Below are 20302 nucleotides of genomic sequence, written 5' to 3'. Positions count from 1 at the left end.
CTCCCGGACCGGCGCCGCCGGCGTGATCAGGGCTGGACGAGGATGCGGATCGGGTTGCCGTCGTGCTCGTGCAGCCGGCGGATGCCCTCGCCGACGTCCTCCAGCGAGACGACCCCGCTGATCGAGCGGGACAGGTCGAGCCGGCCGGCGGCGACCAGGTCGACGAGCGTGCCGATGTCCTCGTTCTGGTAGCCGAGGTGGCCGAGCACCTGCTTGCGGGAGAGCCCGAAGGCCGCGGTCGAGCCGAGCGAGACCTCCTGGCCACTGAGGCCCACACCGACCAGCCGGCCGCCGGGCGTCAGCATCCGCAGCCCCTGCTCGAAGGTGACCTTCAGGCCGACCGCGTCGAAGGCGACGTCGAGCAGGTGCCCCTTGGTGGCCTCGGCGACCTTCGCCCGCAGGTCGGGGTCGCGGGAGTCGAACGCGAAGTCCGCGCCGACCTCGAGCGCCCGCTGGCGGATCCCCTCGTCGATGTCGAAGGCGATGATCGGGTTGGCGCCGACCAGCCGGGCGAGCTGGACGATGTGCGTCCCGACGCCACCAACGCCCCAGACGCCGACGGCCTCACCGATCCGCACCTGCCCGGTGCGCACCACGGCGCCGAACGGCGTGGAGACGGCGTCGGCGAGGATCGCGGCCTGGTCCAGCGGCACCTCGTCGGGGACCTTGGTGAGGCCCAGGGCGCGGGCGACGGTGTACTCCGCCCAGGCCCCGTCGTAGGCGAAGGCCATCAGCTGGATGTTCGCGCAGTGCGCGAAGTCGCCGCGCCGGCAGAACTCGCACGTCATGTCCGGCCGCCCGGCCGACGGGATCACCCGGTCGCCCACCTGCCAGCCGGTGACCCCGGGTCCGAGGGCCGCGATCGTGCCGGCGGCCTCGTGGCCCTGCGTGACGACGTCCGGCACGTCGTCACCGCCGAAGACTCCGTCGATGAGGCTCAGGTCGGAGTGGCAGATGCCGCAGTAGGCGACCCGGATCAGCACCTCACCGGGCCCGGGCTCGGGTACCGGCACGTCCTCGATCGCCCACTCGCGCGTCGCCTTGTGGAAGCGCTGGGCCCGCATGGTGGCGGCCATCGCTCACCGTCCTCTCCTCGGCCGGGGCCGAGAGTCAACGAGTTGCAGTCGAACGCATAGTTGCGTCCGGCTGCAACTTTACATCCGACCGTAGAATGGCTCGGGTGACCGAGGGTCTGCGCGAGCGCGGCAAGGAGCGACGGCGCCGGGCGATCCAGGCCGCGGCCTTCGACCTGTTCGCCGAACAGGGTTACCGGGCGACGACCATGGCCGAGATCGCCCGCCGCGCCGACGTCGCCGAGCGCACCGTCGCCCTGCACTTCGGCTCCAAGCCCGATCTGGCGCTCTCCCTGGTCGCGGAGTACTCCTCCCGGCTCGGCCGGGCGCTGCACGACCGGCCCGACGGTGTCCGGGTGCTGGACCTGGTGCTCGGCAGCCTGGCCGATGTCACCGGGCCCGACGGGCAGGACGACGTGCGCGAGGCCTCCCGCCGGGCGTTCGTCGCCGATCCGGACCTGCGGGCGCTGCGCTGGGCGCGGGCCGACGCGCAGACCGCCGACCTCGCCGCCGCGTTCGCCGCGGAGACCGGCTTGCCGGCGGACGCCGTCCCGGGGCGGCTGGTCGCGGCGGCGGTCACGGCGGTGCTGATCGAGTTGGCCGACGTGCCCGCCGGGCCTGCCCGGGAGGTGGCCTCGACGCAGGCCGCAGGGGTCATCCGGGCGATCGCCGCCACCCTGGGCTGACGATCAGGGCAGGGGCACGCCGGTCAGATCGGCACAGGCGGCGAGCAGACCCTCCTGGACCGCGACGTCCGACGCCGCGCGAGGGGCCTCCCGGGGCCGCTGGTGGTACCAGTAGCCGCCGCTGGTCCGGGCCGCGGCGTCGTCGCCGGCCGCGAGCCACGCCTGCGTGACCGGGCCCTGGGACAGGTCGTCCGGGGCGCCGGCGCCGCCCATCCTCGTCGGCACCCACCCCGGTTCCACGGCGTTGGACGCCACGTCGGGCCACCGCCGGGCGACGGCGAACGCGAGGACGACGTCCCACAGCTTGCTGTCGGCGTAGGCCTGCGAGCCGTTCCACCGCCGCCGGGTCCACTGCAGGTCGTCCAGGGCCGGGCTCCCGCCGTGGGCCATCCCCGACCCCAGGTACACCAGCCGATCCGGTCGCGGCACCAGCGCCGTGAGCAGGTAGGGGGCCAGCACGTTGACCGCGAAGACGTGGGCCAGGCCGTCCTCGGTCTCAATCCGCCGGGGCTCCCGGTAGCCGACGGCGGCGTTGTGGACGACGGCGTCGAAGCGGCCGAGGTCGCGGGCCTGCGCGGCGACCGACCGCATGCCGGCGAGGGTGGACAGGTCGCCCACCACCACGGCGTCGGCGGAGGGCAGCGCCGCCCGGGCGTCGTCGGCGCGCGACCCGTTCCGCGCGTGCAGGGTGACGGCGTGCCCCTGCGAGGCCAGCAACTGCCCGGCCATCAGGCCGAGCCCGTCGGAGGAGCCGGTGACCAGGATGCGGGACACCTCCCGTCTGTGCCACGGGCCGCGCCCGGGCACACCTCAGCGGGCGAAGCCGCCCACGTAGATGCCAGCGGCCTGCAGCTCGGCCACCCCGGGGAGGTCGGACGGCAGGCCCTGCAGGTCGACGCCGGTCAGCATCGGCACCTGGAGCAGCGGCGTCACGTCGGTCAGCGGGTTGCGGCCCAGCCACAGCTCGCGCAGGTCGGGTGCACCCGCCAGGCCCGTCAGGTCGCTGATCCGGTTGCCGTCGGCGTACACGACCCGCAGCACGGGGGCCGAGCTCAACGGCCCGAGATCGGTGACGACGTTGTCGGAGAGCCGCAGCTCGTCGAGGTACTGCAGGCCACCGAGCGGCGCGAGGTCGCCCACCTGGTTCGCGGTGAGGTCCAGCCGCTCCAGCCCGGTGAGGGCGGCCAGCGACGTCACGTCGGTGACCCGGTTGTTCCCGAGACCGAGGAACCGGATCGTCGGCACCTCCGCCAGCGGGGTGAGGTCGACGACGGCGTTGCCCGACAGCCCCAGGTCACTCAGGTACGGCAGGCCGGCGAGCGGGGACAGGTCGGTGACCCGGTTGTTCGTCAGCGTGAGGGTCGAGAGCAGCGGGAGCCCGCGCAGCGGCGAGAGGTCGGTGACCGCGTCCTGGGAGAGGTCGAGGGTCGAGAGGTGGTCCTGGCCCTCCAGGCCGGTGAGGTCGCCGACCGGGTTGTCGCGCAGGTCCACGTTGATCAGGTCCAGCTCCGCCAGCGGCGTGAGGTCGCTGATCCGGTTCTCCGCCAGCCGAAGGTCGGCCAGTCCGGAGACCTCCGCCAGCGGGGCGAGGTCGCTGACCTGGCCACCGGTGAGGTCGAGACTGACCAGGCCGTCGAGCCGGTCGATGCCGGTGAGATCGGCGACCGGGCCGAAGCCGGAGCACGTGAGGCTGGTGATCGCACCGAGGTCGGCTGCCGACACCTCGGCGTCCGGATCGGCGATGCCGCCCTGCCCGAGAGCGGTGCTCACGCAGCCGGCCAGCGCGGGGTCCGGGAACGTCTCCGCGACCACGACTCGGGGTGCGGACTGGCGCCACCAGGAGACGGCGAGGACGAGGGCGAGCACCACGGCCGCCCCGCCGGCCAGGAGCAGCGACCGCCGGGACGGACGCCGGCGCGGCCGGTCCGTGGGCGCGGTGCCGACGGGCGCCAGCGGGGCGAACGCCGCCAGCGCGAGCAGGAGGACGCCGGCCGCCAGGTGGAGCAGCGCGGTGAGCCACACCCGGACGTCGATGACGCCCCAGCCCAGGTCGTCGACGGCCGACAGCGGCCACATCAGGACCTCACCGACCGTCCACACCGCGCACAGCCCACCGAGCACGGCGGCGACCCGCAGCGCCCCGCGGCTGCGGGCCAACAGCGCCAGCCCGGCGCAGAGCAGCGCGAGGCCGACGGCCAGCTGCACGGCCGGAGCGAGCAGCGCGACCAGTGACCGGACGTCGTTGCCGGCCATCCGGACGTCGAACCGCTCGATGGCGGCGAGCCCGCGGGCGCCGGAGACGACCGGCCAGACCCCGCCGGCGACGAGCAGCCCGCCGACCGGGAGCCGCGCCACCGGCAGCAGCGAGCCGAGCAGTACGGCGGCCGGGAGCAGCCCGAGCGCGAGGAGCAGCCAGTCCAGGCCGGGGGTGAGCGGGTCGAACGCCCGGGGGACGGCGAGGAGCACGACGGCCAGCGCGAGCGCCGCGGCGGCCGCCGTCCAGCCCTGCTGCGCGCGCGTCATCCCGCCCCGTTCGTCGTCGGTGAGCGGAACTCTAGGGAGCCTCCCCGTCCGGAAGGCCGGCCGACGCGCCAGCGGTCAGGGCAGGATCGCGTCCACGTAGCCGCCGTCGACGCGCAGCGCTCCCCCGGTGGTCGCCGAGGCCAACGGCGAGGCGAGGTAGACGCACATGTTGGCGATCTCCTCGGGCTCGATGAGCCGCTGCAGCAGCGACTGCGGGCGGTGCCGCAGCATGAACTCCCGCTGGGCCTCGTCCCACGGCAGGTCACGGCCGACCAGCGAGTACACGAACTCCTCGACACCACCGGTGTGCGTCGGCCCGGCGATCACCGAGTTCACCGTGACCCCGGTGCCGGCGGCGTCCTTGGCGAAGCCGCGGGAGACCGCGAGCAGGGCGGTCTTGGACATCCCGTAGTGGATCATCTCCGCCGGGACGGTCACCGCGGAGTCGCTGGCGATGTACTGGACCCGGCCCCAGCCGCGTGCCTTCATCCCGGGCAGGTAGGCACGGGTGAGCCGGACGCCGGTGAGCACGTTGGTCTCGAAGTAACGGCGCCACTCGTCGTCGGTGATCTCCAGCGCCGGCTTCGCGCCGAAGACACCCAGGTTGTTGACCAGCACGTCGACGTCGGGGACCTGCTCGAGCAGCGTCGCCGTCCCCTCGTCGGTGGTGACGTCACCGGCGACGGTGGTGACCTCCCCGGCGACGCTGCCCGCGGCGGCGTCCAGCCTCGCGGCGTCCCGTCCGGTGAGGACGACGGACGCACCGGCCGCCGCGAGTCCCTGGGCGATCGCCAGGCCGATGCCCTGCGACGAGCCGGTGATCAGGGCCTTCTTGCCGGTGAGGTCGATCTGCATGTCAGCAGCAAGTGGCTGGGGCGCGTCCGGTGTTCCCTCAGGCGACGGTCGTCTCCAGCGTCACCGGCACGTTCCCGCGGGTGGCGTTGGAGTACGGGCACATCTGGTGGGCGGCCTCGACCAGGGCCTCCGCGGTCGCCTGGTCGACGCCGCCCAGCTCGACGTGCAGGGCGACCTCCAGCCCGAACCCGCCGGCGTCGGTGCGGCCGATGCCGACCTCGGCGGTGACGGCGGAGTCGGCGATCGGCGCCTTCCGCTGCCCGGCGACGGCCTTCAGCGCGGAGTGGAAGCAGGCCGCGTAGCCGGCGGCGAACAGCTGCTCGGGGTTGGTCGCACCACCCGGGCCGCCCATCTCCTTCGGCACCGCGAGGTCGAGGTCGACGAACCCGTCGTCGGAGCGGGTGTGGCCGTTGCGGCCGTCCCCGGTCGAGGTGGCGACGGCGGTGTAGACGGCGGGCATGGGACCTCCTGGCTCGGAACGCGGACCAGGCCCCCCTGCCCGGTCGTCGCTCAGTCCAACCGCTGGAGGTACGGCGTCGGCACGGCGCCCACCAGCCACACCCCGTTCGCCGAGCGGGTGAAGGTCGCGCCGTCCCGGACCATCGCCGCGGCGTCCACCCGCAGCACCACGGGTGTCCCCCGCCGTGCGCCGACCCGCCGCGCGGTCTGCACATCGGCGCTCAGGTGCACCGCGTGCCGGTTCCCCGGCCGCAGCCCCTCGGCGCGGATCGCGGGGAGGAACCGCGCGACGGTGCCGTGGAACAGCTCGTCCGGCGGGACCGCGGCGACGTACCCGAGCTCGACCGGGACGCTGTGGCCCTGACTGGCCCGGATGCGGCTGCCGGTGGCGTCCAGCGCGAACCGCTGCTTGTCGTTGCGGGCGACGACGTCCGCCAGCTGTGCCCGGGTGAGGTGCAGTGCGGCGAGCAGCTCGTCGACGTCGGCCCAGCCGGCGTCGTCCAGGGTGATGCCGACGGCGTCCGGCCGGTGCCGCAGCACGTAGGACAGCCGCTTGCTCACCCGGACGACGTCGGGATCGCGGCGGTCAGGCCGCCCGGCCACCCAGCTCGGCCTTGACGTCGGCGGCGTACCGGTCGACGTACTCGTCGCCGGAGAGCCGCTGGAGCTCGGCCATGACCTGGTCGGTCAGGCGGCGGAGCACGGCGCCGTCGTCGGGCGAGCCTCGCTCGGCCGAGAAGTCCAGCGGCGCGCCGAACCGGATGACCACCCGGCCGGGCCGGGGCAGCCGGGCGCCGGCCGGGTGCAGCGCGTGGCTGCCGATGACGGCGACCGGCACGATCGGCGCCCCGGTGGCCAGCGCGAGCCGGGCCACGCCGGTCTTGCCGCGGTGCAGCCGGCCGTCGGGCGAGCGGGTGCCCTCGGGGTAGATGCCGAGGAGGCCGCCGTCGGCGAGCACCTCCCGGCCGCGCCGCAGCGCCGCCTCCGCGGCCGTCGCGCCGCCCCGGTCCAGCGGCACCATGCCGATGCTCTCCAGCAGCAGGCGCATGGCCTTGCCGGGCAGTCCGGGCAGCGTGAAGAACTCGCTCTTGGCCAGGTAGGTCACCCGGCGGCGGAGGAGCACGGGCGGGAAGAACTGGTCCAGGGTGGAGGGGTGGTTGCCGGCCAGGATCACCGGTCCGGTGGCCGGGAGGTGCTCGATGCCCTCGACCCGGGGGCGGAACAGGGCGAGGACGAACGGCCGGACCAGGGCCCGGACGACGGGGTAGGCGTCCACGGTCAGCGCTCGTCCGGCGCGCGGCCGGCGTGGTCGACCAGCTCGCCGGCGCTGCCGGGCGCGCCGTGCATGCGCGCGCAGGAGGCGCAGCAGAAGAAGACGCCGTCGGCCTCGACGCCGTGGCCGACCACCTTCACCCCGCAGTGCTCGCAGACCGGCGCCATCGCGTGGATGGCGCACTCGAAGCTGTCGAAGGTGTGCACCGCGCCGGCGGCGTGCACCTCGAAGCTGAGCCGGTAGTCGTTGCCGCAGACCTCGCAGCTGGCCATGGGCGTCCCTCCGTCGGCGTTCCGACCGGGTTCCCGGTCGCATGCGTCGCGCACTACCCGAGCACCCACCTCGCTAACGGGAGGGCAGAAATGGCCATCTCCGCCCTCAGGCGGCGCGGGACTCCTCGGCGAGCGCGGCCAGGGCCTGCTCGAAGCACTGCTGCGGGGGCTGCACCAGGCCGGCGCCCACCTGGCCGGTGCCGGCGACCCGGCCGGCCATGCCGGTGTTGATCTGCGGCAGCCAGCCGGTCCGCGCCACCTGCAGGACGTCGATCCCGGTGGGTGAGCCGCGGAAGCCGAGGATCGGGATCTGCATCGCCGGGTTCTCGGCCAGGGTCAGCTGGTACATCCGCTCCGTCGTCGCCAGCGCGTCGGGCACGGTGCCGCCGACGAACCGGACGATCGCCGGGGCGGCGGCCATCGCGAACCCGCCGACGCCGTAGGTCTCCATGATCGCGGAGTCGCCGATGTCGGGGTTGGCGTCGTCGGGGCCGTAGTCGCCGAGGAACAGCCCGACCGGGGTGTTGGCCGGGCCGGTGAACCAGCGGTCCCCGGTGCCGGCGGTCTGGATGCCGAACTCGGTGCCGTTGCGCGACATCACGGTGACCATGGTCGAGCCGGGGACGTCGCGGGCGGCGTCCAGCGCGAGCTTCGCCGTCGGCATGCCGAGGTTGAGGAAGAAGTGCTCGTTGCCGCCGATGAAGGCCAGCGCGGCGGCGATGTCGGCCGACGGCGCGTCGACGGCGACGATCGCCGGGGAGAGCTCGCGCAGGGTCATCAGCGACCCGGCCCGGTTGCGGTTGTGCCCCTCGTCGCCCATCTGCAGCATCTGCGCGAGCACGGCCTTGACGTCCAGCGGCTCGGTGCGCGAGCGCACGGCCTGGGACAGCAGGGGGCCGAGGACGTCGCGCATCCAGGCCAGCCGGGTGAGCACCTCGTCGTTGAAGGCGCCCATCCGCAGCACCTTGCCCAGGCCCTCGTTGAGGTTGCAGAAGGCCTGCCCACCGTGCACCGGGTCGGTGAGGCACCACATCCACATCGACGGGCTGGTCACCCCGGCCATCGGGCCGACGGCGCGGTGGTGGTGGCAGGAGTCGAGGGTGATCTCGCCGGCCGCGAGGATGCGCTCGGCGTCCTCGACGGACGACGCCCAGCCCTCGAACAGGCAGGCGCCGATGAGCGCGCCGCGCATCGGCCCGGACGCCGTCTCCCAGGTCAGCGGCGGGCCGGAGTGCAGCAGCGTGCGGCCGCCGACGTCGAGCACCTCGTGCGCGGGCCGGACGTCGACCAGGTGCGAGCCGGCGGCCATCAGCCGCTCGACCGCCGTCCGGTTCGCCGCGGCGCGGCGCTGGTCGAGCGCGAGCTGGGCGATGTCCGCGGCGGCGCCGAAGCCCGGCGGGCGCCAGTCGACGTCGGTGACCGGCGCGCCCTGGGCCCGGACGGCGGCGGAGAAGACCTCGACCCCCGCGGCGACGATCGCGGGCGCTGCCGACAGCAGGGGGTTCACGACTGGTCTCCGATGAGGTCGAGGGCGTACCGGGTGGCCTGGGCGTTGCTGGCGAACACCGCGGCGCCGGCCTCGGCGAGCGCATCGGCCTGCCGCGACCAGCCCTGCGGATCGGCCTCGGTGCCGACCAGCGCGACGACCACCGGCAGCCCCGCGGCCTGCAGCGCGGGGGCGAGGGTGGCGGCCGGGTCGGGGTCGGCGCCGTGCCCGAGGACGACGTCGAGCAGCAGGACCGCGGGCTCACCGCTCTGCGCCAGGGCCGCGATCGCCTCCAGCCGCAGCGTCGGGTCGATCATCGGGTGCGCGCGGCCCACGGTGAGCGCGTCGTCGCCGAAGTCGACGACCACATGACCGCGGGCCCGCAGGTCGGTGCCGAGGTCGAGCTCGGGCCGCAGCGGGGTGTTGGAGCGGACGTCGCCGAGCGTGGGAGCGGCGAGCAGCATCGCCTCGTCGGCCAGGGTGCCGCCGGAGTAGAAGCCCTTGAGCACCGCACCCGGCGGGACGGCGTCGGCGGCGCCGGGGCGGGCAGGCCACTCGGGGACGGCGACGCCGAGGTCACCGAGCAGCGCCTCGACCGCCGCGGTGAGGTCCGGGGACTCCGGGGACAGCGCGGCCGACCGCACCGGCGTGGCCAGCCGGCCGGCGGCCTGCCGCACCCGCTCGGCAACCTCGGGCGCGGGCGGCTTGGAGACCAGCAGCACGCGTTCGGTGGCCGGGTCCTCGTCGAGGGCGGCGAGCGCGTCGAGGGTCGCCAGCCCGCCGACCGCCGTCGACAGGTCGCGACCGCCGACGCCGAGCACGTGCGAGACGCCGACACCCGCGGCGTCCAGCAGGCAGCTGACCTGCTGGGCCCCGGTGCCGCTGGCGGCCACGAGGCCGACCGGGCCGCGGCGGACGACGTTGGCGAAGCCCAGGGCGACGCCGGAGACGATCGCGGTGCCGCAGTCGGGCCCCATCACCAGGACGCCGGCGTCGTGCGCGGCCCGCTTGAGGGCGACCTCGTGCTCGACCGGCACGCCGTCGCTGAACACGAGCACGCTGCGGCCGGCGGCGATCGCGTCGGCGGCCTCGGCGACGGCGTACTGCCCGGGGACGCTGACGATGGCCAGCGCCGGGTCACCGGCGTCGGCGAGCGCGGCACCGACGGTGCGGGCGGGGATCGCCTGGGCCGAGCCGCGGTCCTCGCGCGCGGTCAGCGCGGCCTCGACGGCGGCGACCGCGGCGGTCAGCTCGGCGTCGTCGGTGGCGCGCAGCGCGATGAGCAGCTGGTCGGGCTTCGCCTCGCCCTCAGGGGCCAGGCCCATGCCGGCGGCGAGCTCGAGGTTGAGCGGGGTGGCCATCGCGACGAGCACCGCGGTGACCCCGTCACGGCCGCCGATCTCGCGGCTGACCTGCATCAACCGGACCGAGTCGGCGTAGACGCCGCTGCGCAGCGAGACGTGCCGGACGCCCTGGGAGTCGCTCACCTTCGCGGACGCTACCGGAGAGATGTCTCAGCGGTGAAGTACTTCGCCCGCCCCGGCTCCACCGTGCTCGGGCAGCCGCCCGCGCAGGGCGATCAGCACCGGTGGCAGCGTGAGCTCCGCGACCGTCAGCGCCTGGAACAGCGGATGTGGCCGCCCGCTCGCCCGCATCGCCGCCAGTCGCGCCACCCCGCCGACGACGGTCGTGCCGCAGATCGAGCGCAGTTCGCCGGCGTCCAGCTGGGGATCCCGGGCCAGCCGCCAGGCGCGTGGCCCCTGCGCCGCCCACCAGACGGCGTAGAAGCGCAGCACGCTCTCGACACCGGCCGTCGTCGGCGCGCCACCCGGGATCGCCGACGCCCCCCGTGCGGCCACCAGCGTGCCCGTCCCGGATGCGACGGCACCCAGGGCCAGCAGCACGCCGCGGATCGCCCGCACCGTCGTCGCGGGGGTCATGCGGGCGGCAGGTCGGTGCACGGGAACACGGCCGCATCGTGACAGCACGGGACACCCCATGGGGCCGCTCGCCGCCCCGTTCGGCGCAACGAAGATTTAGCAATGAGGTACTTCCGCCCCGCAGGACGGCGGTGACAGAGTGACGCCTTCCACAGCCGCCGTCCGCAATCGAGCCCGGAGGTGACCCGCAGCCGGTGAAACCCGCCCCCTTCGGCTATGCCGACCCGTCGTCCGTCGACGAGGCCCTGCGCCTGCTCGACACCGAGGGCGCCAAGGTGCTCGCCGGCGGCCAGTCCCTGCTGCCGCTGCTGTCCATGCGGCTGGCCGCGCCCACCACGCTGGTCGACATCAACCGGGTGCCGGGGCTGGACCGGGTCTCCGCGAGCGCGGACGGCGTCCGGGTGGGCGCCCTGGTGCGGCACTCGACACTGCTGGCCTCGGCCGAGGCGGCCGCCGTCCAGCCGCTGCTGGGCCGGGCGACGGCGAACGTCGCGCACCCGGCGATCCGCAACCGGGGGACGACGGTCGGCTCGATCGCGCACGCCGACCCCTCGGGGGAGATGACCGCGGTGCTGGCGCTGACGGACGGGTCCGTCACGGTCGCCACCCCGGGCGGACCGGAGACGATCGGCTGGCGGGACTTCTTCGTCGGACCGCTGGAGACCTCGGTGCACGGGCCCGCCGTCGTCACCGAGGCGTTCTTCCCCGCCCTGCCGGAGCGCTCGGGGACGGCGTTCGCCGAGATCGCCCGCCGCAAGGGCGACTACGCGGTGTGCGGCGCGGCCGTCGTCGTCACCCTGGACGAGAACCGCCGGGTCGCCGCGGCCCAGGCCGCCTACCTGTCGGTGGGGCTGGTGCCCGAGGTGCACGACCTGACCGACGCGGTGGGCGGCCGGCCGGTCGAGAAGGCCGACTGGACGGCGGCCGGCGAGCTGGCCCGTGGCCTGGTCGAACCGGACGGCGACCTGCACGCCAGCGCCGACTACCGCAGGCTGCTGGTGGCCACGCTGACCGCCCGCACCCTGGCCGACGCCGCGGCCGAGGCCACGGAGAGGACCGCCGCATGACCGAGCAGACCCGGCAGATCTCCGTCACCGTGAACGGTGTTGCACGTGAAGCATCCGTACCGGTGCGCTGGCTGCTGTCCGACGCGCTGCGGCACGGGTTCGGGCTGACCGGCACGCACGTCGGCTGCGAGCACGGGGTCTGCGGGGCGTGCACGGTGCTGGTCGACGGCGAGCCGACCCGCTCCTGCCTGGTGCTCGCGGTGCAGATCGACGGGCACGAGGTGACCACCGTGGAGGGGCTGAGCCGGCCGGACCACCAGGGCGGGGAGGTGCTGCACCCGATCCAGGAGGCGTTCCGGGAGTGCCACGCCCTGCAGTGCGGGTTCTGCACGCCGGGCTTCCTGACCACCATCGCCGCGGGGCTCGACGCCCGGGACGCGTCGGTGCCGATCTCCGAGGAGGAGGTCGACGAGCTGGTCGGCGGCAACCTGTGCCGCTGCACCGGCTACGCCAACATCAAGAAGGCCTGCCGGCGGGCGGCCGAGACGATGCGCGAGGCGGCCCAGTGACCACCAAGTTCTTCGGTGAGCCGGTACGCCGGCGGGAGGACGCCCGGCTGATCGTCGGCAAGGGCCGCTACCTCGACGACATCGGGCCCGATGCCTACGCCGCCGCGTTCGTCCGCAGCCCCTACGCGCACGCGCGGGTGGTCGACATCGACGTCACCGACGCCCTGGACGTCGAGGGCCTGCTGGCGATCTACACCTACGAGGACCTCACCGGCCCGATGGCCGAGCCGCTGCCGGTGCTCATCCCGCACCCGCAGCTCACCGCCCCGCGCACCGGCTACCCGCTGGTCCGGGACGTCGCCCGGCACGTGGGCGAGCCGGTGGTGATGGTGGTGGCCACCGACCGGTACGTCGCCGAGGACGCCGCGGACAAGATCGCGATCACCTGGGAAGAGCTGCCGGTGGTCGTCGGGGTCGACGCCGCCGAGCGGGCCGAGGCCGTCGTCCACCCGGACGTCCCGGACAACGTCGCGGCCCGGCACCACCAGGAGACCGGCGACGTCGAGGCGGCGCTGGCCGCGTCGAAGCACACGCTCTCCTTCACCCAGTACTTCGAGCGCAGCGCCTCGATGCCCATGGAGGGCAAGGGCGTGCACGCACGCTGGGACGACGCCGACTCCTCGCTGCGCGTCTACTCCAGCACCCAGGCGTCGACGTCGGTGCGGGCGGCGATCGCGGCGAAGCTCGAGCTGTCGCTGGAGAAGGTCGAGGTCATCGCCCCGGACGTCGGCGGCGGGTTCGGCGTGAAGATCGTGCACCCGTGGCCGGAGGAGCTGCTGGTGCCGATGGCCGCGCGGCTGCTCGGGCACCCGGTGAAGTGGACCGAGGACCGCCGCGAGCACTTCATCTCCAGCGCACACGAGCGGCAGCAGCGCCAGGAGGTGACGGTCGGCTACGACGACGACGGCCGGATCACCGCGCTCGACGTCCTCGTCTGGCACGACAACGGCGCGTACACGCCCTACGGGATCATCGTGCCGATCAACACCGCGACCCAGCTGCTCGGGCCCTACGACATCCCGGTCTACCGGGCGGTGGTGAACAGCGTCTACACGAACACCGTCGTCGTCACCCCGTACCGCGGGGCCGGGCGCCCACAGGGCTGCTTCGCGATGGAGCGGGCGATGGACCGGATCGCGCAGGAGCGCGGGCTGGACCGGCTCGAGGTGCGGATGCGCAACCTCATCCAGGTCGACCAGTTCCCCTACGACTGGGGCCTGACGTTCCAGGACGGCCGGCCGCTGGTCTACGACTCCGGCGACTACCCCGGGATGATGGACAAGCTGCGGGCGCTCGCCGACTGGGACGGGTTCGCCGAGCGGCGGGCGGAGTCCGAGACACGGGGGAAGTTGCGCGGGATCGGGCTGGCGCCCTACGTGGAGGGCACCGGGCCCGGGCCGTACGAGGGCGCGCACGTGCAGGTGCTGGGCAGCGGCAAGGTGCTGGTCTCCACGGGGCTGACCTCGCAGGGCCAGGGGCACGAGACGGTGTTCGCCCAGCTGGCGGCCGCGGAGCTCGGGGTGCCCATCGAGGACGTCGAGGTCACCACCGGCGACACCCGGCGGTTCGGCTACGCGGTGGGCACGTTCGCCTCGCGGGCCGCCGTGGTCAGCGGCAACGCGGTGGCGCAGGCGGCGCGCGGGGTGCGGGAGAAGGCGCTGCGGATCGCCGCCGAGGTGCTGGAGGTCGACCCCGCCGACCTGGAGATCGACGAGGGCCTGATCGGGGTCAAGGGGACGCCGGGCGCGACGATCCCGCTGCGCACGGTGGCGGTGCTGTCCAACCCGCTGCGGTACGCCTTCGACGAGGCCGCGCGGCAGGCCACCCAGTTCGCCGGGCCGGGCGACGACTCGAAGCCACCGGTGGCCGAGGGGGATGCGCCGGGGCTGGAGCACACCGACTACTACTCGCCGCTGCGCTCGACGTTCGCCTCCGGCGCGCACGCTGCGGAGGTGGAGATCGACCCGCTGACGTGGGAGATCGAGATCGTGCAGTACTCGGTGGTGCACGACTGCGGCAACGTGGTGAACCCGATGATCGTCGAGGGCCAGGTGCACGGCGGGGTGGCGCAGGGCGTGGGCGGGGCGCTGTACGAGCGGATGGCCTACGACCGCGACGGGCAGCTGACGAACGCCTCGTTCATGGACTTCCTCATGCCGTACTCGAGCGAGGTGCCGCCGGTGGTGATCGACCACCAGGAGACGCCGTCGCCGTTGAACGCGCTGGGCATCAAGGGCGCCGGTGAGGCGGGCGTCATCCCGGGGTCCGCGGCGATCGCGTCGGCGGTCGAGGACGCGGTGGGACGGCGGATCGCGGCCATGCCGATCTCCCCCACCGAGCTGTACGACCTGGTGCGCTCGGACACCGAGCGCGTGATCAACAACCCGAGTGGAGCGATGGCGTGAACCTGGACGGCAGTGCGGTGCTCTCGGCGGCCCCGGAGCAGGTGTGGTCGGTGATCACCGACCCGGCCGTGCTGGCGCGCACGATCCCCGGGTGCGAGTCGCTGCAGCAGGTCGGCGAGGACAGCTACACGATGGTCGTCTCGGCCGGGGTGGGCGCGGTGCGCGGCAAGTACGCCGGTGAGGTGCGGCTCAGCGACCTGTCGTTCCCGAAGTCCTACGTCATGCACGCATCCGGGTCCGGCGGGCCGGGGTCGGTGCGGGCGACGGTGCAGATCCGGCTGGAGCCCTCCGGCGACGGGACGGAGCTGACGTACTCGGCGGACGCCGTGGTCGGCGGGGCCGTGGCCGGCGTGGGGCAGCGGATGATCACCGGCGTCGCGAAGCGGATGGCCGGGCAGTTCTTCGCCGCCATCGACAAGGAGCTGACCGAGCCGAACGTGGTGGCCGAGGTGGCGCCGCTCGCCGCGGACGTTCCCGCGGGAACGTCCACCGGCATGCCGGACCGGTACCTCGACGCCCGCCCAGGACTGCAGCCCGGCGGCTGGGTGCCGGCGGAGGCGAAGCCCCTGCTGGTCGGCGCCGCCGGTGGCGGTCTGCTCACCCTGCTCGGCGTCTGGATCGGCTACCTCCTCGGCCGCCGGGGCTGAGCGCACGCCTACGACTCGGCGGGTTCGCCCAGGTTCGGCCCGGCGACCTGCCAGCGGTCCTGCAGCTCCCCGGAGAAGTCGTCCGGGAGCAGCAGTGCGGTGCCGCCCTCGACCTCTGCTCCGCCGACCCCGACCCAGACCCCCCGCTGGCCGAAGTCCGCGTCGTTCGCGCACGACGAGCCGGCCACCCAGTGCCCGTCCTCGACGGTGCCGGTCAGGGCGACGACGCACCACGGGCGGTCGGCCGGCCCCTGCGCGGCGTATACGCGGGCGCCCTGCACCTCCCCGATGTAGCGGGTCTCGCCCAGCTCCTGATGGAGGTCGACGCCGTCGGGAACGGCGTCCTCCGCCGTCGCGGGCCGGTCGAACACGGCCAGCTCGGGCGCGGCAGAGCTGCTGCAGCCGGCGATGGCGAGCACGGTCGCGGCGAGGGGAGCAGCCGTTGTCCTCGAGGTCCGTGACATGGCCCGACCGTAGTCACAGGAGGATCCCCCGAGGGGTGCGATCACCCCGGTGACCGCCATCTCGGCGGACGTCCTCGCCGCCCGTCAGCGGTGGAGCGCGGCCGCCATGCGGTCGACCGCGGTGCGCAGCCGGTCGGGGGTGTTCGCGGCGTAGCCGAGGACCAGACCGGGGCGGCCGGGGGCCATCCGGTGCCACGACAGCGGGTGCGCGACGACCCCTGCATCCCGGATGGACCCGGCCAGCTCGACGTCGTCGGCGCCCGAGCCGGGGAACGTGATCAGCACGTGCAGCCCGGCCGCCACGCCGGTCACCCGCGCCTGGGGCAGGTGCCGGTCGTACTCGCCGGACCGCTGGTGTGGCTCGGCATCGGCGCGGTCGCCGCCGGACTGCTGGCCGGCCTCAGCGCGACGGACCGGCGCTGCTGAGCCGCCGGCCGAGGAAGTCGCGGATCAGCTCTGCGACCCGGCCACCGGCGCTCTCCAGCAGGAAGTGCCCGCCGTCGAGCAGGTGGACCTCGGCGTCGACGGCGTCCTGCGCGAAGGCGCGCGCCCCGTCCGGGCCGAAGATCTCGTCGTTCCGCCCCCACACCGCGAGCACGGGCACCCGGCTGTCCCGCAGGTACCGGTGGAGCGCCGGGTACAGCGGCGGGTTCGTGCGGTAATTGCGGAACAGCGCCAGCTGGACGAGGTCGTTGCCGGGGCGCGACACCAGCGCGGAGTCGTGGTGCCAGGTGTCCGGGCTGACCACGGTCTCGTCGGCGACCCCGTGCAGGTACTGCCAGCGGATCGCGTCGAGGCTCAGCGCGGTCCGGATCGCCGCCTCGGTGGCCGGGTTCGGGTCCCGCGCGTAGTCCCAGACCGGCGCCCAGAAACCGTCGACGAAGCCGGCGTCGTAGCCGTTGCCGTTCTGGGTGACGATCGCGGTGATCGCCTCCGGGTCGCGCAGCGCCAGCCGCCAGCCGACCGGGGCGCCGTAGTCCTGGACGTAGACGGCGTACCGCGTCACTCCCAGCTCGCGCAGCAGACCGGCGGTCAGGTCGGCCAGTGCATCGAAGGTGTAGTCGAACTCCGTGACCGGCGGCGCGTCGGACAGCCCGAAGCCGAGCATGTCCGGCGCGATCACCCGGTGACGGTCGGCCAGCTGCGGGATCAGCTCGCGGAACATGAACGAGCTGGTCGGGTAGCCGTGCAGCAGGACGACGACCGGGGCGTCGGCCGGACCCGCCTCGCGGTAGAAGAGCTGCCGCCCGTCGACGACGGCGGTCCGGTGGTGCACGTGATCCATGATGCCTAACCCCTCTGAGTGCTGTTGGTGGTTAGGAACATGGCAGGCCCGTGTGTAACCTGTCAACCGACTCAGGGAGGTTAGGTGCACCCGACGGATCTCTCGCCGGCCGACGAGGCCTTCCTGCTCGAGCTGCTGAACACGACCCCGGTCGTCGACGGCGCCCGGCAGGACCTACTGGCCGGCGAACCGGGCAGGGCGTGGCTGCGGGACCACGGCGGCGACGGATCGGCGGCCGAGCAGGACGCGACCCGCATCGCCCGCGACGCGCTCCAGGCCGTCGCTCGCGGGGAGGAGCCGGCCGGGTCGCTGACGCCGCTGCTGTCCGGCGTCCGGCTGGCACCCACCGTCGGGGACGCCGGCGTCAGCTGGGGTCTCACCGACGTGCCGCCGGCCCGGGGCCTGGCGGTGCGCGCCCTGCTGGCGTGGAACGAGGTGCAGCGCACCCACCCCGGGCGGCTCCGGCCGTGCGCCAACGACGAGTGCGCCCTGTTCCTCATCGATCACAGCAAGCCGAACCGGGCCCGCTGGTGCTCGATGGCCACCTGCGGCAACCGGATGAAGGCCCGCCGGCACCACGAGCGCACCCGCGCCGACGCCTCGGCCGGCGGGCCGAGGGGCTGACCGGCGGGGGGGGGGGGGGGGGGGGGGCCCCCCCCCCCCCCCCCCCCCCCGGCCGGTCAGCTGCGGCCGAGCATCTCGGCGGTCAGCACCTGACCGCCCAGCCCCCAGCCGCCCTCGACCACCTCGTCGACGAGCACGAGGGTCGTGGCACGGGCCCGCTCGCCGTACACGTCGGCGTAGGCGTCGGTGACGGCGTCGATGAGCTTCTGCTTCGACTCGGGCGTGAGGGTGTCGGCGGGGACCTTGAGGTTGGCGAACGGCACGGGACTCTCCTCTTTCGTGGGGTGGGTTTCTCGGGTGGACTTATCGGGGCGGGGCGGGTCAGACCAGCCCGCCGTTGACGCGCAACACCTGCCCGTGCACCCAGCGACCATCGGAACCGGCGAGGAAGGAGACCACCCGGGCGACGTCGTCCGGCGTCCCCAGCCGCTCCATCGGCGGCTCGGCAGCCAGCCGGGCGAGCAGCTCTTCGCTCTTGCCGTGCAGGAACAGGTCGGTGGCGACCGGGCCGGGGGCGACGGCGTTGACCGTGACGCCCCGTCCGCGCCACTCCTTGGCCAACACCGCGGTGAGCGCCTCGACCGCTCCCTTGCTCGCCGCGTAGGCGCCATAGCCGGGCAGTGGCCGGCCGACGACCGAGGTGGAGAACAGCACCAGAGCACCCCCGGCCCGGAGCCGGCGGGCGGCCTGCTGGGCGACGACGAAGCTGCCGCGGACGTTGGTGCGGTGGATGGCGTCGAAGTCGGCGAGGTCCAGCTCGGCCACCGGGGCCAGCGCCATCCGGCCGGCGGCGTGCACGACGACGTCGACACCGCCGAAGTTCTCCTCGGCGGTGCCGAACGCGGCGGCGACGGCGGCCTCGTCGGCGACGTCCGCCTGCACGGCGATCGCCTGCCCGCCGGCCTGCCGCACCTCGGCGACGACGGACTCGGCATCGGCCGTGCGCCCGGCGTAGCCGGCGACGACGGCGAACCCGTCGGCGGTCAGCCGGCGGACGACGGCGCGGCCGATGCCACGGGATCCTCCGGTGACGACGGCGACGCGCGGAGTGCTCTCGGTCATGGTGGTCCTCTCCCTCCCTGCCGGTCGGGTGGACCGGCACTGCGACCACCGTGGGCCGACCGGCGACGGGCAACCAGGCGCCGCTCACCCGGGGGATGACGACCCCTGGCTGTCCGGTCCCCGGGTGCCGACACTGAGGACGTGGACGCAGCAGAGCTCGGCGCCTTCCTCGCCTCGCGGCGGGCGCGCATCCGGCCGGCGGACGTCGGCCTGCCCACCGGGCCCCGGCGACGGGTGCCCGGGCTGCGCCGGGACGAGGTGTCCGCGCTGGCCGGGGCGTCGGTGGAGTACTACACCGAGCTCGAGCAGGGGAAGGGCGCCCACCCCTCGGCGCAGATGCTCACCGCGCTGGCGCGGGCGCTGCGACTGAGCGCGGACGAGCACGACCACCTGTTCCACCTGGCCGGCCTGCCGGTGCAGCCGACCGGTCCCGGCACCGAGCACGTCCAGCCGGGGATGCTGGCGCTGCTGGACCGGCTGGACAGCACGCCGGCGCGGATCATCAGCGACCTGGACGAGACGCTCGCCCAGAACCGGCTGGGTGCGGCACTGCTCGGCGACCCCGGGCCGGCCGCCGGGCTCGAGGCGAGCTTCGTGTACCGCTGGTTCACCGACCCGGCCAGCCGCAGCATCTACCCGGTCGAGGACCACCCTCGGCACTCCCGGGAGTTCTCCGCCGACCTGCGGGCCACCCTCGCCCGCCGCAGGCAGGACGCGCAGGCAGCGGAGCTGGTCGCCCGGTTGCAGGCGGCCAGCGCGGAGTTCGCCGCGCTCTGGGACTCCGGGGACGTCGCCGTCCGCCGGTCGGTGCGCAAGCGGATCGTGCACCCGGCGCTCGGGGTGCTGGAGCTGGACTGCCAGCGGCTGTTCAGCGAGGACGGCCGGCAGCGGCTGCTGTTCTTCACCGCCCCACCGGGCAGCGCGGCCGTCGGCCAGCTGGAGCTGCTGGCGGTCATCGGCCGCCAGCACCTGGCCGCGGGCACGCAGGAGTCCTCGGTGGACCAGGTCAGCCGCCCCCCGGCGTGATGGCCGGGCCGGTCGTCACCGCGCGCTGGTGACGCGCAGGCCGTCCAGTGCCGTCGCCAGGATCGGGCGGGAGTAGTCGGGGTCGCCGTGGATCGCGGAGACCGCGATGACCATGTCGAGCACCTGCTCCAGCGTCAGGTCACCGCGCACCTCCCCGGCGTCCTGGGCAGCGGCCAGCAGCGGCCGCCCGGCAGCCAGCACCCGCTCGCGGCTGCGGTCCAGCACCGCCCCCGGCCCCTCCGCCTGGGCGAGCAGCTCGGCGGCGATCTGGTGCTTGCTGGCGAAGAACGCGGCGAACCGGTGCACCCAGGCGAGGAGCCGGTCACCTGGCGTCTCGCCCGCCGGTGACCCAGCCGCCGCGCAGACGGCGTCCACCTGATCGGTGTAGAGCGCCTCCAGCAGCTCCCGCCGCCCCGGGAAGTTCCGGTAGAGCGTCGCCATCCCCACGCCGGCGCGGCGGGCGATCTCCGCCATCGACAACGGCGCTCCCGGCTCGGCGAACCCCTCCCGGGCAGCGACGAGGATCCGCTCCCGGTTGCGCTCGGCGTCGGCTCGTCTCGGCGGCATGGCTTCCTAACCGGACAGGGTGTCCGCTACGGTGAACGGACAGGCTGTCCGCTTCGGGCACAGCCTAGCCACCCGACGA

At 74.5% G+C, this 20302-nt stretch carries 24 protein-coding genes; 7 read left to right on the top strand and 17 right to left on the bottom strand.

Annotation, left to right across the window (positions count from 1 at the left end):
• Positions 1-26: 26 nt before the first annotated feature.
• On the bottom strand, positions 27-1076 hold the full coding sequence (locus ACI795_RS05480) for a zinc-binding dehydrogenase (protein ID WP_457074211.1): 1050 nt from the start codon (positions 1074-1076) through the stop codon (positions 27-29).
• 104 nt (positions 1077-1180) lie between these two features.
• Between ACI795_RS05480 and ACI795_RS05475 the strand changes: the two genes are divergently transcribed.
• Complete coding sequence (locus ACI795_RS05475; RefSeq protein WP_457074210.1) at positions 1181-1759, top strand: helix-turn-helix domain-containing protein; 579 nt, start codon at positions 1181-1183, stop codon at positions 1757-1759.
• A gap of 3 nt (positions 1760-1762) precedes the next feature.
• Here ACI795_RS05475 and ACI795_RS05470 read toward each other — a convergent pair whose 3' ends face one another.
• From ACI795_RS05470 to ACI795_RS05425, 10 genes are all read right to left on the bottom strand, one after another.
• Entirely contained in the window at positions 1763-2533 is a 771-nt protein-coding gene (locus tag ACI795_RS05470; RefSeq protein WP_457074209.1) for an SDR family NAD(P)-dependent oxidoreductase, read from the bottom strand.
• Positions 2534-2569: 36 nt separating this feature from the next.
• Entirely contained in the window at positions 2570-4282 is a 1713-nt protein-coding gene (locus ACI795_RS05465) for a leucine-rich repeat domain-containing protein (RefSeq protein WP_457074208.1), read from the bottom strand.
• A 75-nt stretch (positions 4283-4357) separates the two neighbouring features.
• Positions 4358-5137 carry an SDR family NAD(P)-dependent oxidoreductase gene (locus tag ACI795_RS05460; protein WP_457074207.1) on the bottom strand — a complete coding sequence of 260 codons (780 nt, stop codon included), beginning with the start codon at positions 5135-5137 and terminating at the stop codon, positions 4358-4360.
• Positions 5138-5174: 37 nt separating this feature from the next.
• Positions 5175-5597, bottom strand: coding sequence for an organic hydroperoxide resistance protein (locus ACI795_RS05455; RefSeq protein WP_457074206.1), 423 nt, complete (start codon positions 5595-5597; stop codon positions 5175-5177).
• A gap of 50 nt (positions 5598-5647) precedes the next feature.
• Positions 5648-6157, bottom strand: coding sequence for an RNA 2'-phosphotransferase (locus ACI795_RS05450; protein WP_457074205.1), 510 nt, complete (start codon positions 6155-6157; stop codon positions 5648-5650).
• 25 nt (positions 6158-6182) lie between these two features.
• Entirely contained in the window at positions 6183-6872 is a 690-nt protein-coding gene (locus tag ACI795_RS05445) for a lysophospholipid acyltransferase family protein (protein WP_457074204.1), read from the bottom strand.
• A 2-nt stretch (positions 6873-6874) separates the two neighbouring features.
• Positions 6875-7141, bottom strand: coding sequence for a hypothetical protein (locus ACI795_RS05440; RefSeq protein WP_457074202.1), 267 nt, complete (start codon positions 7139-7141; stop codon positions 6875-6877).
• 106 nt (positions 7142-7247) lie between these two features.
• Positions 7248-8648 carry a DUF1116 domain-containing protein gene (locus ACI795_RS05435; protein WP_457074201.1) on the bottom strand — a complete coding sequence of 467 codons (1401 nt, stop codon included), beginning with the start codon at positions 8646-8648 and terminating at the stop codon, positions 7248-7250.
• Entirely contained in the window at positions 8645-10114 is a 1470-nt protein-coding gene (locus ACI795_RS05430; RefSeq protein ID WP_457074200.1) for an FdrA family protein, read from the bottom strand. The genes ACI795_RS05435 and ACI795_RS05430 overlap by 4 nt, the downstream gene beginning before the upstream one ends.
• Before the next feature lie 27 nt (positions 10115-10141).
• Positions 10142-10567, bottom strand: a complete 426-nt coding sequence (locus ACI795_RS05425; protein WP_457074199.1) for a DUF4345 domain-containing protein — start codon at positions 10565-10567, stop codon at positions 10142-10144.
• A gap of 194 nt (positions 10568-10761) precedes the next feature.
• Here ACI795_RS05425 and ACI795_RS05420 point away from each other — a divergent pair, with 194 nt between their 5' ends.
• The 4 genes from ACI795_RS05420 to ACI795_RS05405 are packed head-to-tail and all read left to right on the top strand — an operon-like array spanning position 10762 to position 15195.
• Positions 10762-11634 (top strand): FAD binding domain-containing protein, encoded by an 873-nt coding sequence (locus tag ACI795_RS05420; RefSeq protein WP_457074198.1) that lies wholly within the window; start codon positions 10762-10764, stop codon positions 11632-11634.
• Complete coding sequence (locus ACI795_RS05415) at positions 11631-12143, top strand: (2Fe-2S)-binding protein (protein WP_457074197.1); 513 nt, start codon at positions 11631-11633, stop codon at positions 12141-12143. The genes ACI795_RS05420 and ACI795_RS05415 overlap by 4 nt, the downstream gene beginning before the upstream one ends.
• Positions 12140-14548 carry an aerobic carbon-monoxide dehydrogenase large subunit gene (cutA, locus tag ACI795_RS05410; protein ID WP_457074196.1) on the top strand — a complete coding sequence of 803 codons (2409 nt, stop codon included), beginning with the start codon at positions 12140-12142 and terminating at the stop codon, positions 14546-14548. Before ACI795_RS05415 ends, cutA begins: the two co-directional genes overlap by 4 nt.
• Positions 14545-15195: an SRPBCC family protein gene (locus ACI795_RS05405; RefSeq protein ID WP_457074195.1), complete on the top strand. Its 651-nt coding sequence runs from the start codon at positions 14545-14547 to the stop codon at positions 15193-15195. Before cutA ends, ACI795_RS05405 begins: the two co-directional genes overlap by 4 nt.
• An 8-nt stretch (positions 15196-15203) precedes the next feature.
• On the opposite strand, the gene ACI795_RS05400 is transcribed toward ACI795_RS05405, so the two are convergent.
• The 3 genes from ACI795_RS05400 to ACI795_RS05390 form a co-directional block, all read right to left on the bottom strand.
• Complete coding sequence (locus tag ACI795_RS05400) at positions 15204-15659, bottom strand: hypothetical protein (protein ID WP_457074194.1); 456 nt, start codon at positions 15657-15659, stop codon at positions 15204-15206.
• Positions 15660-15743: 84 nt separating this feature from the next.
• The gene (locus ACI795_RS05395) at positions 15744-15962 is read right to left on the bottom strand and encodes a hypothetical protein (RefSeq protein ID WP_457074193.1); all 219 of its coding nucleotides are present in this window, start codon (positions 15960-15962) and stop codon (positions 15744-15746) included.
• A 97-nt stretch (positions 15963-16059) separates the two neighbouring features.
• Positions 16060-16935: an alpha/beta fold hydrolase gene (locus ACI795_RS05390; RefSeq protein ID WP_457074192.1), complete on the bottom strand. Its 876-nt coding sequence runs from the start codon at positions 16933-16935 to the stop codon at positions 16060-16062.
• 93 nt (positions 16936-17028) lie between these two features.
• On the opposite strand from ACI795_RS05390, the gene ACI795_RS05385 reads away from it, so the two are divergent.
• The gene (locus ACI795_RS05385; RefSeq protein WP_457074191.1) at positions 17029-17568 is read left to right on the top strand and encodes a CGNR zinc finger domain-containing protein; all 540 of its coding nucleotides are present in this window, start codon (positions 17029-17031) and stop codon (positions 17566-17568) included.
• Positions 17569-17624: 56 nt separating this feature from the next.
• Here the strand turns inward: ACI795_RS05385 and ACI795_RS05380 are convergent, their stop codons facing one another.
• Both ACI795_RS05380 and ACI795_RS05375 read right to left on the bottom strand, forming a co-directional pair.
• Positions 17625-17831: a tautomerase family protein gene (locus tag ACI795_RS05380; protein WP_457074190.1), complete on the bottom strand. Its 207-nt coding sequence runs from the start codon at positions 17829-17831 to the stop codon at positions 17625-17627.
• Between the two features lie 58 nt (positions 17832-17889).
• Positions 17890-18630, bottom strand: a complete 741-nt coding sequence (locus tag ACI795_RS05375; protein WP_457074189.1) for an SDR family oxidoreductase — start codon at positions 18628-18630, stop codon at positions 17890-17892.
• Between the two features lie 141 nt (positions 18631-18771).
• Here ACI795_RS05375 and ACI795_RS05370 point away from each other — a divergent pair, with 141 nt between their 5' ends.
• On the top strand, positions 18772-19656 hold the full coding sequence (locus ACI795_RS05370; RefSeq protein ID WP_457074188.1) for a helix-turn-helix domain-containing protein: 885 nt from the start codon (positions 18772-18774) through the stop codon (positions 19654-19656).
• Positions 19657-19671: 15 nt separating this feature from the next.
• Here ACI795_RS05370 and ACI795_RS05365 read toward each other — a convergent pair whose 3' ends face one another.
• Complete coding sequence (locus tag ACI795_RS05365; RefSeq protein ID WP_457074186.1) at positions 19672-20223, bottom strand: TetR/AcrR family transcriptional regulator; 552 nt, start codon at positions 20221-20223, stop codon at positions 19672-19674.
• Positions 20224-20302: the final 79 nt, after the last annotated feature.

It is taken from the genome of Modestobacter sp. SYSU DS0290 (genome assembly GCF_054050955.1).
This window is presented reverse-complemented; position numbering and strand designations above follow the sequence as displayed.

What these genes read in the sequence shown, in the direction of transcription:
- ACI795_RS05480 (WP_457074211.1), bottom strand. Translation starts at nt 1,076, where the DNA reads ATGGCCGCCACCATGCGGGCCCAGCGCTTCCACAAGGCGACGCGCGAG.
- ACI795_RS05465 (WP_457074208.1), bottom strand. Translation starts at nt 4,282, where the DNA reads ATGACGCGCGCGCAGCAGGGCTGGACGGCGGCCGCCGCGGCGCTCGCG.
- ACI795_RS05460 (WP_457074207.1), bottom strand. Translation starts at nt 5,137, where the DNA reads ATGCAGATCGACCTCACCGGCAAGAAGGCCCTGATCACCGGCTCGTCG.
- ACI795_RS05455 (WP_457074206.1), bottom strand. Translation starts at nt 5,597, where the DNA reads ATGCCCGCCGTCTACACCGCCGTCGCCACCTCGACCGGGGACGGCCGC.
- ACI795_RS05440 (WP_457074202.1), bottom strand. Translation starts at nt 7,141, where the DNA reads ATGGCCAGCTGCGAGGTCTGCGGCAACGACTACCGGCTCAGCTTCGAG.
- ACI795_RS05425 (WP_457074199.1), bottom strand. Translation starts at nt 10,567, where the DNA reads ATGACCCCCGCGACGACGGTGCGGGCGATCCGCGGCGTGCTGCTGGCC.
- ACI795_RS05415 (WP_457074197.1), top strand. Translation starts at nt 11,631, where the DNA reads ATGACCGAGCAGACCCGGCAGATCTCCGTCACCGTGAACGGTGTTGCA.
- ACI795_RS05400 (WP_457074194.1), bottom strand. Translation starts at nt 15,659, where the DNA reads ATGTCACGGACCTCGAGGACAACGGCTGCTCCCCTCGCCGCGACCGTG.
- ACI795_RS05375 (WP_457074189.1), bottom strand. Translation starts at nt 18,630, where the DNA reads ATGACCGAGAGCACTCCGCGCGTCGCCGTCGTCACCGGAGGATCCCGT.
- ACI795_RS05365 (WP_457074186.1), bottom strand. Translation starts at nt 20,223, where the DNA reads ATGCCGCCGAGACGAGCCGACGCCGAGCGCAACCGGGAGCGGATCCTC.